At 27.8% G+C, this 16,818-nt stretch carries 17 protein-coding genes; 3 read left to right on the top strand and 14 right to left on the bottom strand.

Features of this window, described 5'->3' with window-relative positions; genetic code table 11:
- Positions 1–380: 380 nt before the first annotated feature.
- Positions 381–1,418 carry a choline kinase family protein gene (locus WFJ11_RS07395; protein WP_338817381.1) on the top strand — a complete coding sequence of 346 codons (1,038 nt, stop codon included), beginning with the start codon at positions 381–383 and terminating at the stop codon, positions 1,416–1,418.
- 75 nt (positions 1,419–1,493) lie between these two features.
- Here WFJ11_RS07395 and WFJ11_RS07390 read toward each other — a convergent pair whose 3' ends face one another.
- From WFJ11_RS07390 to WFJ11_RS07360, 7 genes are all read right to left on the bottom strand, one after another.
- On the bottom strand, positions 1,494–3,485 hold the full coding sequence (locus tag WFJ11_RS07390) for an ABC transporter permease (protein WP_338817380.1): 1,992 nt from the start codon (positions 3,483–3,485) through the stop codon (positions 1,494–1,496).
- A complete protein-coding gene (locus WFJ11_RS07385) occupies positions 3,475–4,239 on the bottom strand; it encodes an ABC transporter ATP-binding protein (RefSeq protein ID WP_269754182.1) in 765 nt (254 codons plus the stop codon). Before WFJ11_RS07385 ends, WFJ11_RS07390 begins: the two co-directional genes overlap by 11 nt.
- 163 nt (positions 4,240–4,402) lie before the next feature.
- Entirely contained in the window at positions 4,403–5,053 is a 651-nt protein-coding gene (locus WFJ11_RS07380; RefSeq protein ID WP_338817378.1) for an MmcQ/YjbR family DNA-binding protein, read from the bottom strand.
- A 640-nt stretch (positions 5,054–5,693) separates the two neighbouring features.
- Positions 5,694–6,299 (bottom strand): hypothetical protein, encoded by a 606-nt coding sequence (locus WFJ11_RS07375; RefSeq protein ID WP_338817377.1) that lies wholly within the window; start codon positions 6,297–6,299, stop codon positions 5,694–5,696.
- A gap of 525 nt (positions 6,300–6,824) precedes the next feature.
- Positions 6,825–7,103 (bottom strand): GIY-YIG nuclease family protein, encoded by a 279-nt coding sequence (locus WFJ11_RS07370; protein WP_269722541.1) that lies wholly within the window; start codon positions 7,101–7,103, stop codon positions 6,825–6,827.
- Between the two features lie 9 nt (positions 7,104–7,112).
- Positions 7,113–8,015, bottom strand: a complete 903-nt coding sequence (locus WFJ11_RS07365) for a sensor histidine kinase (RefSeq protein WP_338817376.1) — start codon at positions 8,013–8,015, stop codon at positions 7,113–7,115.
- Positions 8,016–8,017: 2 nt separating this feature from the next.
- Complete coding sequence (locus tag WFJ11_RS07360; RefSeq protein WP_338817375.1) at positions 8,018–8,698, bottom strand: response regulator transcription factor; 681 nt, start codon at positions 8,696–8,698, stop codon at positions 8,018–8,020.
- 153 nt (positions 8,699–8,851) lie between these two features.
- On the opposite strand from WFJ11_RS07360, the gene WFJ11_RS07355 reads away from it, so the two are divergent.
- Complete coding sequence (locus WFJ11_RS07355) at positions 8,852–9,325, top strand: hypothetical protein (RefSeq protein WP_338817374.1); 474 nt, start codon at positions 8,852–8,854, stop codon at positions 9,323–9,325.
- Between the two features lie 3 nt (positions 9,326–9,328).
- Here WFJ11_RS07355 and WFJ11_RS07350 read toward each other — a convergent pair whose 3' ends face one another.
- The 7 genes from WFJ11_RS07350 to WFJ11_RS07320 form a co-directional block, all read right to left on the bottom strand.
- Positions 9,329–9,775: a GNAT family N-acetyltransferase gene (locus WFJ11_RS07350; protein ID WP_338817373.1), complete on the bottom strand. Its 447-nt coding sequence runs from the start codon at positions 9,773–9,775 to the stop codon at positions 9,329–9,331.
- 193 nt (positions 9,776–9,968) lie between these two features.
- Entirely contained in the window at positions 9,969–10,940 is a 972-nt protein-coding gene (pta, locus tag WFJ11_RS07345; protein WP_338817372.1) for a phosphate acetyltransferase, read from the bottom strand.
- Between the two features lie 9 nt (positions 10,941–10,949).
- Entirely contained in the window at positions 10,950–11,828 is an 879-nt protein-coding gene (locus WFJ11_RS07340) for a diacylglycerol/lipid kinase family protein (RefSeq protein WP_338817371.1), read from the bottom strand.
- Positions 11,828–12,325, bottom strand: a complete 498-nt coding sequence (locus WFJ11_RS07335) for a DUF4446 family protein (RefSeq protein ID WP_338817370.1) — start codon at positions 12,323–12,325, stop codon at positions 11,828–11,830. Before WFJ11_RS07335 ends, WFJ11_RS07340 begins: the two co-directional genes overlap by 1 nt.
- The gene (locus tag WFJ11_RS07330; protein WP_338817369.1) at positions 12,325–13,473 is read right to left on the bottom strand and encodes an aminotransferase class V-fold PLP-dependent enzyme; all 1,149 of its coding nucleotides are present in this window, start codon (positions 13,471–13,473) and stop codon (positions 12,325–12,327) included. The genes WFJ11_RS07335 and WFJ11_RS07330 overlap by 1 nt, the downstream gene beginning before the upstream one ends.
- A 4-nt stretch (positions 13,474–13,477) precedes the next feature.
- Complete coding sequence (locus WFJ11_RS07325) at positions 13,478–14,308, bottom strand: ParB/RepB/Spo0J family partition protein (RefSeq protein WP_293439767.1); 831 nt, start codon at positions 14,306–14,308, stop codon at positions 13,478–13,480.
- On the bottom strand, positions 14,308–15,102 hold the full coding sequence (locus WFJ11_RS07320; protein WP_338817368.1) for a ParA family protein: 795 nt from the start codon (positions 15,100–15,102) through the stop codon (positions 14,308–14,310). The genes WFJ11_RS07325 and WFJ11_RS07320 overlap by 1 nt, the downstream gene beginning before the upstream one ends.
- Before the next feature lie 305 nt (positions 15,103–15,407).
- Between WFJ11_RS07320 and WFJ11_RS07315 the strand changes: the two genes are divergently transcribed.
- On the top strand, positions 15,408–16,691 hold the full coding sequence (locus tag WFJ11_RS07315) for an SH3 domain-containing C40 family peptidase (RefSeq protein WP_009354815.1): 1,284 nt from the start codon (positions 15,408–15,410) through the stop codon (positions 16,689–16,691).
- Positions 16,692–16,818: the final 127 nt, after the last annotated feature.

Below are 16,818 nucleotides of genomic sequence, written 5' to 3'. Positions count from 1 at the left end.
CTTGAAAATCAAACCATTACTTATAATTATATTGATAAATTATATTATAAGTAGTTAAATATATTAACCATAATTATTTAATGATAATTTTTTTGTAATTATGATGAAATATTAATAGTTTTACCATCTTGCGTAAAACTAGGTTTATTAAAATTAAGTTTACCATAAACTAAACTAAAAAGAAAACTTAATTTCATCATACTTTACCTTTAAAAATTTTTCAAAAATGGAAAGTATAATATACATCATAGCATAAAACTAGGTTTATTATATCATAATATGGATATTTTTTTCAACTTTATAAACTAATTTTACTAAAAATTTGCTTTTTTACTGATATTAATATATAATGTTCAGACAGGGATAAAAAAGGAGGAATTATGAACAAAATTGATTTAGATATACTAAAGAGTCTTTACATAAATAAATATAGTAACCAAATTGATTTATCCAAGATAAATGAATATTCTAAAGAAGAATTAGAAGAGATTAGAAAAGCCATTAATAACACACATATAAAAGCAATTTCAATTATTTGTGAGGCTTTAAATGTTGATATTGATGATATTCAAGAGATTGAAGTTTTAAAAAAGGGAATGACAAATAATTCCTTTATATTTACAGTAAATAACGAAAAATATATTATGAGAATACCTGGAGAGGGAACTTCTGAACTTATAGATAGAGTTCAAGAAGCGGAAGTTTATTCTTTAATTAAAGATAAAAATATTTGTGATGAATTAATTTATATTAATGCAGACAATGGATATAAGATTACAAAATTTATTGAAAATTCAAGAAATTGTGATGATAAAAATCATGATGACTTAAGAAAGTGTATGGATAAAATAAAAGAATTACATTCTTTAGGTTTAGAAGTAGGTCATGAGTTCGATGTTTTTGAAAAAATTAATTTCTACGAATCTTTGTGGGAAAATAAAAATTCTATTTATGAAGATTATGAAGAAGTGAAGAAAAAGATTTTTTCGCTACAAGAATTTATAGAAAAAAATAGAAAGCCAAAATGTTTAACTCATATAGATGCAAATTGTGATAATTTTTTATTTGCAACTGATGGAACTCTCCGTTTAATCGACTGGGAATATGCTGCCATGCAAGATCCGGATATTGATATTGCAATGTTCTGTATCTATTCTCTATATGACAAAAATCAAGTTGACAATTTGATAGACATTTATTTCAACGGCGAAGTAGATGAGATTACAAAAATAAAAATTTATGCCTATATTGCTTGTTGTGGACTACTTTGGAGCAACTGGTGCGAATACAAATTAGACTTCGGTATTCATTTTGGAGAATATTCTACAAAACAATATGAATATGCTAGAGATTATTATAAAATCGTTGAAAAATGGCTAAAGAAAAATAAAAATAGACAAGAAAAAATCACTGCGTAAAACAGTGATTTTTTTGTTTATATTATTGTTCCCGGGCACCCACCCGATGCAAGGCATCGTGGAAGGGAGGGGTTCTTATCTTATAATTTTATAATAAACTCTTGAAGTTATTGAGTAGATTATAAAGTAAATTACAGAGAAACAAAGTACAATTGTAGCAAAACTCATTGTGAAAATTTTTATGTTTTTAAATCCAAGTCCTCCAAGTATATTGTATAGGATTGGAAAGGCGAATATTGAGTGAATTGTTGCTACTATAAGTGGTAAGAAGAAAATCCACAATATTTGTACTCTAAGGCTCTTTTTGATTATTGAGTCAGGAAGTCCTACATTTTTCATTATGTGGTAATTTTGTTTATCTTCAAAGCCCTCAGAAATTTGTTTATAATATGTGATTAACACAGTTCCTGTTATGAAAATTAATGCAACAATCATTCCGAAAAATAATAGACCGCCATTTAGTTCATAAGCAAAAGCATCAACTTCAGCTTTTGAAGACAAAGAATGACTAAATACATCTTTTTGTTGAACAAATATGTTATAATCTGTTTGTAATCTTGAATAAAAAGCTTCTTTATCAGCAGAATCTAAATCAAAATTAAAGTCTAGGTTATATTTTAATTGTTTTTCATTATAATTAAAAGTATATTCTTCTAACATTTTTATAAAAGTTTCATTATCTTTTACAATAATTATCATCCCTTCAGCAGATATGCTCATAGGAAATAAGTTTTTTACTTTTACTAATTTATAATTTTTTCCAGCAAAATCCATACTATCATAATTATTAAGCTTTTTAGAGTTAGAGGAGTATATCACCTCATCATCATTAAGAGTATAATTAGTATTATTGTTTCTATTAAAATCTTCCAATGTTTCAACGATTAAAAATGCTGATAATGCTTGTCTTTTACCTAAAGGAGTAATCTTTCCATTTTCATTTATTACAGGATTCATTATAGTTTTTTTGACTGTTAGGTTTTTAATTTTTTCATCTTCTTTTAACTCTTTGTTTAAAATATTTAAGATTTCTTTTTTCCTTTCTTCTCCATTTGCTAGTATATCTTTATTATTTCCTGTTACTGATGAGGATAAATAAAAATCATTAGGATGAATAGAATCTGTAAGGTCTTTTATACTTGAATTTATAGTCAATGTTGTTGCTAAAGTAACTATAATTGAAGTTGAAAGAAGTGTAATACTTGCAAGTGAAACTGCATTTGATTTCATTCTGTATAACATTCCTGATATTGAAAGGAAATTTTTTGCTTTGTAATATAAATTTCTATTTCTTTTTAATAATTTTAAAACTAAAATACTAAAGGCGATGAATACCAGATAAGTACCGATTATTACAGCAATAACAGCAGGGAAAAACGCAAAAAAGCTACTGAGATTCCCTTTTGAAGTAACTGAAAGATAATATCCAGCACATAGAATTATAAAGCCTAAAGTTCCAAGGATAAACTTACTTTTCGGTTCTCCCTCCGCCTTTTTTTGTTTTGAAAGGAGTTCTATAGGAGTTGATTTTCCAATTCTAAATATCATTGTTAAATATATCAATATAAATATTATAGCTAAGAATATTAAAGTCAATATTGCAGAAGAAATTGAAAAATTATAGTCCATTATTTTTGCAGTCATATTTTTAGTTATTTTGTTAAGTAGAACAAATGCTAATTTTCCAAGAACAAATCCACCTGTTATTGAAAAGAAACTAACTGTCAAAAAGTTTAGTATATATTCTATTGAAATAATTTTAGCAATATGTTTTTTCTCTAAACCTAAAATACCATATAAGGCAAATTCCTTATTTCTCCTCTTTGCTAAAAAGCTGTTGGCATACAGGATAAATATAAATGTGAAAATTCCAACTATAAAAATTCCAAATTTTATAAGGATTGCTACATATTCATGATTTTTTTCTATATAATGATTTTGTCCAAGGGAAGCCATTACAAAAAATAGAGTTCCCATAATACTACTTGCTATTAAAAATGGAGTTAAAAGCAAAGCATTCGCCTTCATATTTCTAAAAGCAAATTTTGAAGCCATTTTACTTTTCATAGTTATTCACCCCGTTTAACATGATTTGAGCTTGATTTATTTTTTCAGCAAAAGTTAAGTTGTCGTCACTACCTTTATAAATTTCGTGATAAACTCTACCGTCTTTTATGAAAATTACTCTTTTTGCAAAAGCAGCGCATTTTACAGAATGAGTAACCATTAAAACTGTTTGTCCACTGTTATTTATATCGCAGAAAGTTTTCATAACTATATCAGCAGACTTTGAGTCCAATGCTCCTGTTGGCTCATCTGCAAGAAGCAAATCAGGTTTAGTTATAATTGCTCTTGCTATTGCAACTCTTTGTTTTTGTCCTCCTGAAACTTGATAAGGATATTTATCCAAAACTTCACTTATCTTTAAGAGAGGAGCTATCTCTCCCACTTTTTCATTCATTATAGCAGGTTTAACATCTGATAAAACAAGTGGAAGATAAATATTGTCTCTATTTGAAAAAGAGTCCAACAAATTAAAATCTTGGAAAACAAATCCCAACTTTTCACGTCTAAAACTTGCAACTTCTGAATTGCTTAAAGAATTTACATTCTTTCCTCCAATAAAAACTGATCCTTCAGTTGCCTTATCCAATGTTGCTATTATATTTAAAAGAGTTGTTTTTCCACTTCCAGATTCTCCCATAACAGCTATAAATTCTCCTTTTTCAACAGAAAAATTTACATCTCTAAGGGCTTCAGTCTTTACGCGTCCCATTCCTCCATAAATCTTTTTTAAATTTTTAACATCTAATATATTCATAATTACCTCCAAAAAATATTATTTTCGTTTACAATAATATTTTAGCAAAAATTTTTACGCCTAACATTTATCTAATATTACAAAAACAAAAATAACCTTACAATTTTGTAAGGTTATTGAAATGTTTGTTAAAAACAGTTCTAATAGCAAGATTAGTACTAGGCTATTTTTCAACTAATTTAAAACTCTCGTCAATTAAGCTCTTGACCAAATTCAAATCTGTATCTGAATCCAAAACGATTGAAATCCAGTATTTTTTATTCATATGGTAGGCAGGGAAAAAATGCTTTTTATCAATTAGATTTTCTATAAGATCAGGATTAAGTTTTACATTTAAAACATCAATCTTTCCGCTTTTATCCAATCCCAAAGTCTTATAAGGAATGGACATAAAAATTCCATACCATTTTTTACTATTTGGAGTCTTTATCGTCGCATGATTATTATCTTCCCAAGGTTCTTCTGGAATTGTTCCGTATTTTTCCTTTACATAGTCTAGTAATAATTTTCTATAATCCAAAGATGAAAAACAGCAATTTACAATATCCTCAATAAGTTCATTAACTTTTTTTCTAATTTTTGAAACAAATTTACCCTTGCTGTCAAGAACGTTAAATAAAACATATTCTTCATTAAAAGGTAATTCAATAACATTTACCTCAAAAGAGTCCTTGCCTATTTTAACAATCACATTAAAATTTTCTACATCAATATCTGATTGTAAAACATAATAATCTCCAGTCTTTGAAAAACCATATGCAATTGCAAGTTTAGAATTAAAAATATTTTTATCAAATATCTCATTATAAAACATAAAATTCTCCTTATTAGTAATCTACTTTCAAAATTTATTTAAATTTTGCATAGAAAACAAAAAATTCACGTCATAGTACTTTCATTGATAACCTCCCAACACGTCATTTCGACTGGAGCGTAAGCGTAATGAATTTAGCTCTAACTTTGTTTAAAAGTTATATAGAAAATAAAACAACTTACGTCATAATGCTTTGAATATAAAATAATCCAAATACGTCATCTCGACTGTAGCGTTAGCGGAACGGAGAGATCTCAACTATTGCTTGTTTACAAGCAATAGTATTTCTGAAAGAAATAAAAATTAAAATTTCTAAATGTATCTACGATACATTTACTTTTGCTAAAGCAAAAGTATGAGATCTTTCGACTTCGTTGCACTCCGCTCAAGATGACGTATAGGGGTTAATCGTTGTTTAAGAGCTAGACGTTAAAAGTAAAGAAGTCTCAAATATTATTTAAAAGTTGCATTGAAAACTAAATATTTCACGTCATAGCACTTTGTAAAGAAATCTTCCTGACACGTCATCTCGACCGAAATGAGTGAAACGAATGAAGCGGAGAGATCTCATTACAATTATTTGTTTACAAATAATTGTAAGTCTTGTAAAGGACTTATATACATAAAACATAAAAATCTCCTAATCTATATTAAAATAGCTATCACAAAAATCAATCCACAAATTTTTATAATCACCATGAGATACAAGTTTTAAGTCTTTTATTGTAAAGATATTTCTTTTCTTTGCTTGAGAAACAAAGTAGTTGGTATCGTCTTCAAATTCAGTTTCTATGGCATGAACAGTTTTAAAATTCTTTAAAAAAGCAATAAATAGCCTCGTATGCCCATCAACACAGATATATCCCTCATCGGATTTTACAACTTGAATTACAATATCCTTAGAATTTTTAATAAAACTTTTAAGGGCATTTAATTTATCTTCATCAATGTAAAATTGAGATGGTTGAATTTTATCCACTTCTAAAGTTAAAACTGATTTCTTTTCAAAAGAAATAATTTTTTTATTATTCTCATCAAAAAAATTATTTATATGCGGAGAATAATATCTAAAATATTCAATGAGTTTTTTATAATTTTCTCTATTTTTTCCTCTCACAAAAGCACTGTCATTAGAAATTATTTCAATTTCATAAGGCTCTTCGTCAATTAAAAAGGCACCCCTTTGATTTAAAACAATTTGTGAAAATAAGGGATTATTGTATTCTGTAACTCTTTTTATTTCCATTTGTTTTTCCTATATATGCAAATCTCTATTTTTTAATATATTTTTTTCACCAAGTAATAAATTTCTTAAAAATTTTTAAGAAACATAATATTATTCAAATACAAATAATATTAGGATATTTATGTATTGAATGTATCTTCGATACATTTACTTTTGCTAAAGCAAAAGTATGAGATCTCTCCACTTCATTCGTTTCACTCATTTCGGTCGAGATGACATATAAGGGAAATATCTTCGTTTGATAGCTTAACGTAAATGGTAAATAAACTTCAAAAATTTTTTAAAATTGCATAGAAAACAAAACAATTCACGTCATAGTGCTTTGAAGAAGAATGCCCCTAACACGTCATCTCGACTGTAGCGTAAGCGTAATGAATCTAGCCCTAACTTTTGTTGTTTATGAATAAACAACAAAAAGTAGGTCTGACGGGGTCGTTGTATTTTTGATACAATGACTCTGGAGATCTCATTACAATTATTTGTTTACAAATAATTGTAAGTCCTGTAAAGGACTCGTATAAAAAATCACCAATCTTCTGATAAATCTCTTAATTCAGGATTTACAGATTTAATCAAGGCAAATTTTTTATCTCTATTCCACTTCTTTAACTGTTTTTCTCGAGCGATTGCATCTAAAGCATATTCTGTAGTTTCATAAAAGAGTAATACATTCAAATTATATTTTTTAGAAAATCCATCAAGTAATTTGTTTTTATGTTCATATAATCTTCTTTCAAGATTTCTTGTAACACCAATATACAAAACATTTCTAAAATTATTAGAAATTATATATACATAAAACATAATTTTCTCCTAATCTATATTAAAATAGACTTTTACACTTGTTCCTTCGCCTAATTTTGACTCCAATTTAACTTTTTGTCCTAGTTTATCCAAAATTTGTTTCACTAAAAACAGCCCTATTCCTGTTGATTTCTGATTTTGTCTTCCGTTAAATCCTGAATATCCCTTATCAAAAATTTTTGGAAGATCCGAATCCTTAATTCCAATTCCATTGTCTTTTATTTCAAGATAGTTTTCTTTTTCGTTAAAAGATATTGAAACAATCCCATTCTTAGTATATTTTATTGCATTTGATAAAAGTTGTTCAATTACTACCATACACCATTTGCTGTCTGTAATTACTTTTACATTAAGTTTTTTGTATTCAAGTTTTATATTGTTTGAAATAAAGAGAATGGCATATTTTTTGATTAAAGGATTAATAATATCGTCTAAATTCACAAGTGATATATCCATATCCGTATTGTGATTAGCCATTTTAAGATAGCTTAAAGCCATATTGGTATAGTCTTCAATATAAATCAACTCTTTTTTTATATTTTTTACATTTTCATTTTCAATATCGCCATCGCAGATTAATTTACCTGCAGTTATTGGAGTTTTAATCTGATGAATCCAAATTAAAAAATACTCTTGTAATTCTTTTTCCTTTGCTAAAAAGTCATTTCTTAAATTTAAATTAACTTCTTCAAGTTCTTGTATCTGATTTTTTAGTTTTTCCTCTTTTTTATTTAAAAATGCCATAAATACAAGATATATCATATAGAAAAAAACCACTATTTCGAAAGCTAAAAAGTAACTTTCAAAGCTTAAATTCATAAGTAAAAAAACAACCCAGAATACTAATAGTATAAAAAAAGTTGTTACCGTTACAGGTAAAATTTTTGAAATATAATTTTTAAATTTATCCATTTTTACTCCGTTTTAGAATTTAGATAATATCCACTTCCCTTTTTGGTTTGGATAAAATCATTTAGTTTAATATCTGCAAATTTCTTTCTAAGTCTTGTTATATTGACTGCTAAAGTATTGTCATCAATATAATCATCTCCATGCCAACATTTTTCCATAATTGACTCTCTTGAAGCAACTCCACCTTTGGCTTTAAAAAGAGTTTCCAAAATCATTGTTTCCGTATTTGTAAGGGAAACCTCGTTGTCATTATATTTAATGATATTCTTATCCATATATAGAAACACATTTGCAAAACTTAAAAATTCAAAGTCCTTTGTAAAATCATAGCTTCTTCTCAAGATTGCTTTGATTTTTGCCAAAGTTACATTCAAATCTATTGGTTTAGTTATGTAGTCGTCAGCTCCGAATTGAATACCCATTACAATATCGATATTTTCACTCTTTGAAGAAATGAAAATAATTGGAACATTTGAATGTTTACGAATTTCCTCACACCAAAAATAGCCATTATTATATGGCAACATAATATCCATTAAAACTAAATGTGGTTGGTATTCGACAAATTCTTCGACTATTTGATTGAAATTTGAAATCCCCTTTACTTCATAATTCCAAAGCAAAAGTTCCTTTTTCAACATTTCAAATATATTTTCATCATCTTCGACAATTAAAATTTTCAAAAATATCACTCCTTTGAGGATTTTATAGTAAAATTAAATTTCTTTAAATAAGTATAGCATAATTATTATTTTAGTTAAAGTAAAATGTAGTCATCTAAAAGCAAATATGGTAGAATTATTATAATAAAATTAAATTAGAAATAGGAGTAAAAAATGAAAAATAAATTTGGAATATATTTAATGATAGGAATAATTTTTATATTGTTTTTGTGCTCAGGCTTTTATATAGCCTATACTGTCTTATCTTATAATGATTTATACATTGGTACATATATATTTTTTTCTTTATCAATTTTAGGTTATTTCATTTTAGCATATATTATTCTTACTAGAATTCTTTTTAAATTAAAATTTCACAACGAAATTATTTGTTATTTTGAAGGCGATAAGTTATACACTTCAAATCATTTATTTCCTATTGATACAGATAATATTGAAGGTGTAAAAATTATATCTACTTCTAAATATAGAAGCAATCGTGCTTATAAGGTAGCTATCAAATTAAAAAGTAGATTTTTTAGATATACTTTTGGAATCGGACATATCTCAGAGGATAAAGAGCAAAAAAAATATGACTATTTTTTAAAAGAATTAAAAAAACGTCATATTGATTATGAAATAAAATAAATATTATAACACAAATTTATAGATGCTTTTATGTGTTTCTTTTTCGTTTATTCTCATATCATTATCTTCGGGCAATTCAAAGATGCCTAAAAATTCACCATTTAAATATTCACATATCTTATTTGAAGCGTGGTTATCGGGATTTGTAGTGATATACAAATATTCCATATCATGCTTTTTTGCTAGTTCAAAAAGGAGCTTACAGGCTTTTGCTGAATAGTGATGACCTCTGTATTTTTCGTCAATTGTGTATCCTATATGTCCACCATAATACAGACCTTCACTATATCCAATTCTCAAATCACATTTCCCCATTTTATTTCCTTTTAAGTCGCATATATAGAAACTATATGCAGGAACCCAGTTGATAGCTAAATTTCCGGCATAAGTTTTTTCTAAAACTAATTTTATTTCATCATTTTGTAAAAAAGAAGTATCTAAAAATTCCATAAGCACCTCCAAATTTGTTTATTACATTTTACCAAATTTTAAAGAAAATCTCCACTTGTTAATATAAATATTTTATTTATATTGATTGCAATTTGGTTTTGATGTATCTACGATACATTAAATAATTAAAGCTTCAATACTAATTTCCCCACAAAAAAACAAAACCACGTCGGTTTTGTTTTTCAAAAATTTATTAAATACTTTGTGCAGCAGTAATTACTGCAAGTTTGTAAACATCTTCTTCGTTACAACCTCTTGAAAGGTCTGATATAGGTTTGTTAAGTCCTTGTAGGATTGGTCCTATTGCTTCAAAGCCTCCAAGTCTTTGTGCAATTTTGTATCCTATATTTCCTGATTGTAAATCAGGGAAAATAAATACATTTGCGTGTCCTGCAACTTTTGAGCCTTTTGCCTTTTGTTCCCCTACTGATGGGACTATTGCAGCATCGAATTGTAATTCTCCATCTAATGATAAATCTGGTGCTAATTCTTTCGCCATTTGTGTAGCGTCAGCAATTTTTTGTGAAAGTTCGTGTTTTGCAGAACCTTTTGTAGAGAAGCTAAGCATTGCAACTTTTGGATCTATGCCAAATAATTCTGCTGTTTTTGCAGTTTCAACGGCAATTTCAGCTAATTCTTTTGCTTCTAAAGTAATATTGATAGCAATGTCTGCAAATACATATCTTTCACCATTTTTTCCAAGCATAACCATTGCTCCACTTGTTCTTGAAACATTTGGTTTAGTCTTTACGATTTGAAGTGCAGGTCTTACTGTATCTCCTGTTGAGTGAACAGCACCACTAACCATTCCGTCAGCTTTTCCAACTTGTACCATCATTGTTCCATAGTAATTTACATCTTTTAAAAATGTTTCAGCTTCTTCTTTTGTATTTTTGCCTTTTCTACGTTCAACAAATTTTTCAACTAATTCGTCAAAATCTTCTGCTTTTAAAGGATCAATGATTTCAATATCATCAATACAAACATTTAATTCCTTAGCTGTTTTTTTGATTTCTTCAACATTTCCCAGAACTATCGGAGTTAGTAAACCGTCTTTTTTTAATCTAACACAAGCACCTAAAACTCTCTTATCTTCTCCTTCAGGAAATACAATTTTCTTGTTTGTTCCTTTAATCTTTGCTGTTAATTCTTCAAAAATATTCATAATTACCCCCTACATTATTAATTCCACTTTTTTATCATTTAATATAAATTCAACTTCATCATTTACAGTCAAATCTTCTCCGTCAAAGTTAATTTCGATATTATCTGAAATTATTTTTATTTTTTTAGCTTTGAAATAAGAAGTAATGTCCTCGTTTACATGAGTTGCATTTACGATTGTCTTTATTTTTTTAATTATATCAAATTTTGATTTGTATTTAATTGCGCAAACATCAAGAAGACCATCTTGCATATCAGCTGATGGCAGTAAATTTAATTTTCCCCCAAATTTACTTCCAATACCTATTGCAATCAAAAAATAGTCATCCTCATATTCAACATCGTCAACGATTATCTTATATCTCTTTCTTTTGTGTCCAAATAAGGCAAGAAGAATTGCTACTTTATATGCAAAACCACTTGGTATTAACTTTTTTACTTTATGTGCGTAGATATTAACTTCAGCACCAAAACCTACACAGGCAACATTGAAAAAAGTCTTATCAACAAATGAGCCGTAATCAACTAATATAGTTTCTCCTCTTATAATTTTTTCCATACAAACTACAAAATTACAAGATTCGTTCAGACTATTCATATAGTCATTTCCTGTGCCCGCAGGAATTACTCCAAGCTTTAAATTATTTTTTATAGCCACATCGCCTACTTCGTTGATAGTTCCATCTCCACCAACCGCGATTAATTCATTAAAACCATCTTTAACTGCATTTTCAGCAATAAAAACGGATTCACCTTCTTTGGTTGAGCATTTAATATCATAATCAAAATCTAAGTTTTTATCTTTAAGATAATTTTCTATAGCATCCTTAAAATCAAATTTTTTAAAACCTGATGCATTAGGATTTAAAATAAACATCAATTTTCTCATTATTTTTCTAATGCCATCCTTAATGCTTCAACTTCTTCTTTTGACAGTTCTTGATTTACTATCCCTGATTTTACTTCTTTTGCATAAGTTATGCAACTTTCTCTACCATAGATAGTAGTTAATAATAAACCATCATTATAGCCATCTAATAATACTATTGAATAAGATAATTTATTTTTTAAGTCATGAAAAGCATCATATTTCACGAAACCAATTTTTTGTATTGGAAGTGCAAAACCTTTTTTTGCAATTTCTACTTCGTATGCCAGTTCATTTACTTTTTTATCTATTTCAAAAATATCTTGTGAGTGAGCTTGAATCAATTCTCCCATATTTAAATCGCTCCTACCTCTCAAAAGCATATCATATTTTCTTTTTTGAATACTAAGCTTTTTATTAATTTGGTTGTATTGATACAACATAAATATTAAGACAATTAACAGGATTATTAAAAACAACCCTGAATGTGAATTTAAAAATTCTAATATTGAATTCACTACTTTTTATTCCTTTCTATTATATTTTTAAGAGCATTTGCACATTGTTCAACTTCTTCGATAGTATTAAAATATCCAAAGCTAAATCTAATTGCTCCTAATTCATCCGTGCCTAAAGACTTATGAGCAAGTGGCGCACAATGGAAACCAGGTCTTGTATAAATGTCGAATTCATCACTTAGGATATAAGAAACTTCTGAACTATCCATATTCTTAACATTTAAACTTACAACTGCACCTTGCCTGTCATCTAGAGTCCCATAAAGTATAATATCATCATTATCCTTTAATAAATCTATAAAATGATTTTTTAAACTAATTTCATGATTTCTTATATTTTCAAGACCGACTTGATTTATAAAGTCAATTCCTTTACCCAAAGCTATAATACCAACTCCATTAGGTGTTCCACTTTCAAGACTGTCTGGATATAATTCTGGTTGATCTATACTATGAGAATAACTTCCCGTACCACCTTGTTTTAAAGGTTTAACTTTAATACCTTCCTTTATATATAGAGCACCTGTCCCCATTGGTCCAAAAAGAGCTTTATGACCTGGAAAAGCAAGCAAGTCGATATTCATATCGTGAACATCTATATCTAAGACTCCAATAGATTGAGCAGCATCTACAAGATAAAGTATATTATTATCTCTACAAAATTCTCCAATACTTTTTATATCTACAATAGTTCCAAATACATTAGACATATGAGTAGTTACAATCATCTTAGTATTAGGAGTTACTGCATCAAAAATTTTTTGTGGTTCTATATATCCTTTATTATCAGCATATACAATGCTTAAATCAATTATACCATCTTTTCGTAGCAGATTAAGAGGTCTTAGAACAGAATTATGTTCCATTGATGTAGTTACTACATGATCTCCCTTTTCTAATACACCCTTTATTGCTAAGTTTAAACTATCTGTAGCATTAAAAGTAAAAATCACATTAAGAACTTCATTTCCATTAATTAGCTTACAGATTTTTTCTCTTGTCTCATAAATTTCTAAATCCATCTTCATAGCAAGTTTATGACCACTACGTCCAGGATTTCCTGCATATCCTAAAGAACATTCCATAATTTTATCTGTTACTATTTTAGGTTTAGGAAAAGTGGTAGCTCCATTATCTACATAAATCATATTATTACTCCAAATTATATATATTCATCAGGCTATCTATTATTCTTTGTAAATCTGCTTCATTAAGATAGCTTATTTCTATTTGACCACCTTTTTTCTTTTCGTGAATTTTAACTTTTGCATCTAAAACTTCAGTTAATCTCTCACAAATATCCTTTATAAAAATATCTTCATTCTTATTTTTACTTTGCTTAGCCTTTTTCTCAACATCTCTAATATTAACTTCTTTAACAAGTAGTTTATCAAGATATTTTTTTCTTTCTTCTTCAGTTTCTAAAGAAAGTAAAGTTCTTCCTTGACTAGGACTTAATTCTCCACGAATTAAATATTCTTTAATATAATCTGATAGATTTAACAGTCTTAGATTATTTGCAATGTAAGATCTACTCTTGCCTATTATATCTGAAAGCTCTTGTTGTGTTAGTTTATACTCTTCCATTAAAGTTTTTAAAGAAATAGCTTCTTCAATTGGATTTAAATCCTCTCTTTGAATATTTTCTACTAAAGCAAGTTCTCTGGCTTTTCTATCAGTAACATTCTTAACAACAACAGGTACTTTTTCTAATCCCGCTAGTTTTGAAGCTCTAAATCTACGTTCACCAGCAATTATTTCATATTTATCATTAACTTTTCTAACTACTATAGGTTGAATAACACCATCAGCTTTTATAGAATTTGCTAATTCTTCTAAACTATCATCATCAAAATTTTTTCTCGGTTGATCTTCTCTAGCCATCAATTTATTCAACTCAACAGTTAATAAATTCTCATCAGTAATAAAGTCTTCTTCTCTTAAAAGAGAACCTAGACCTCTACCAAGACCTTTTTTCTTCATTATTTTCTCCTATTCTTGATTAATTCCTTAGCTAAAGACAAATAAGCTATAGCTCCTTTAGAATTTTTATCATAATATATTATACTCTCTCCAAAACTTGGTGCTTCAGCAAGTCGAATATTTCTAGGAATAACTGTATCAAAAAGTTTATCCTTAAAATAATTTTCTGTTTCTTTCTTTACATCTTCAGATAAGTTATTTCTTGAGTCGAACATTGTAAGCAGAACTCCTTCTACTTCAAGGTCAGGATTTAAACCCTTTCTTATTATATTAACAGTATTCATTAATTGACTTACACCTTCTAAAGCATAATATTCACACTGTATTGGAATTAGAACACTTTGAGAAGAAACTAAAGCATTAATACTCAATACTCCCAATGATGGTGGGCAGTCAATAATGATAAAATCATAATTAGGTGGTATTTTACCTATTTCATTTTGTAATAAATATTCTTTCTTATCTACACTTAAAAGTTCAATTTCTAAGCCACAAAGATCAGAATTTGCAGGAATAATATCTACATTCTTAGACTTAGTCTTTTGGATAGTATCATTTATTTCCTTTTCATGAGTTAAAACATCATAAATTGTTGTTTCGGTGTTTTCAACTCCCAATCCGGAAGTTGAATTTCCTTGTGGATCCATATCAATTACTAGAACTTTCTTTCTATTAAAACCTAATGCTGACGCTAAATTTACAACAGTTGTTGTCTTGCCAACCCCACCTTTTTGGTTAAATATCGAGATTACTCTCATTTCTCTTTTCTTTTTAAAAGCATCAAAAATTTTCATAACACTTCCCTTATTGCTTAATTTTCTAAACTTTCATTAATATATACTATATAATGATTCGTTTTTAATATTATTAACATAATTATTATACCATAAATTTTATGTATTTTTTTAAATTTAAGAAAATTTATTTAAAAAATATGTTTCACGTGAAACACTTGCAGTTTAAAATTATTGTTTCACGTGAAACAATAAAAAAATATTCTGTTGTAACTTATTTGTAACCTTTTGTAATTTTTTTGTAACTTTTTATTGACTTTTTTCAATAGTTGGTGTAAAATGTGTCTATGAGTTAGGAGGTAATTATGAAAATTAAGAAAGTTTTGACAACTTCTATGTTGTGTGCATTAGTTTGTACTGGAATACCAGCTGCAATATCTTATGCAGACGAAGCAGACAAAGTTGCAGTTGAAATTCATAGTACAAATATTGAGGAAGTAAATAAAACATTAGTTAGCAATTTAAGTATGGCCTTAGGAACTCCTTCTGTTTCAGAATTAGAAAAAGTAGAACAACAAAATAAAATATATTCATTAGTTACTGAAGAAGATACTAAAATGCCAGAGTTAGAGGAAAATGCATATTATGTAAAAGAATCTACAGAAATAAAACCAGTTTTAAGCAATAATACAGAAGAAACTATTAAGGTTGAAAAAGGTTCTGTTGTTAAAGTTGAAATGAGTGGTGACAAGATGGCAACTGTTTCAGTTGATGATAAAGTTGGAACTATTGATGTTGAACTTTTGACAAAAGAAACTGTTGAACCTGAAAAGAATGAAACTGAAATTAAATTAGCTGAAAAGAAAGCAGAAGAAGCCAAGAAGGCAGAAGAAGCTAAAAAAGTAGAAGAAGCTAAGAAGGCTGAGGAAGCTAAAAAAGCAGAAGAAACTAAGAAAGCTGATGAAAAGAAAGCAGAAGAAGCTAAAAAAGCTACAGTTAAGAAAGTAAGCCTTTATGCTACAGAAAACTTAAATGTTAGATCTGAACAATCTGCTACTTCATCTAAACTTGGTATTTTATCAAAAGGCGAAAAAGTTAACGGTATTGATAAAGGTGAATGGGTAGAATTCAATTTCAATGGAAAGACTGGTTATGTAATTAAAACTTATCTTTCTGATAAGAAACCAGAAGTTGAACAACCAAAACAAGAAAATAAGAAACAAAATAGTTCAAATTCAAATAGTTCATCTAAGAAAGAAAACCAAACTTATAATGCTGACATAGATACAGTTGTTGAGTTAGCATTAGCACAAGTTGGTAAACCATATATCTGGGCAACATCTAATCCAAACATTGGATTTGACTGTTCAGGATTAACATATTATGTTTACAAACAAGTAGGAATTAATTTAAGTAGAACATCATATACTCAAATTAATTATGGTACTAGAGTATCATCATCAGAATTAAGAAAAGGAGATTTAGTATTCTTTAATAATGGTGGTGGAAGAATTAGTCACGTTGGTATTTACATTGGAAACAACAAGTTTGTTCATGCATCAACTCCAGGAACTGGTGTTATTGTAAGTAAACTTTTTGGAAGCTATTTTGGAAATACTTTCGTTGGAGCTACTAGACTTATAAAATAATTCTTTGAATTTTGAAATTAAGACGGTTTAATACCGTCTTTTTTTGTGAAAAAAATATTTGTGAAACATAAATAACTAATAATACTATATATAAAGAAGGAAGTTGTTTAACATATATTAAATTTAC

This window comes from Parvimonas micra (assembly GCF_037482165.1).
GTDB lineage: Bacteria > Bacillota > Clostridia > Tissierellales > Peptoniphilaceae > Parvimonas.
This window is presented reverse-complemented; position numbering and strand designations above follow the sequence as displayed.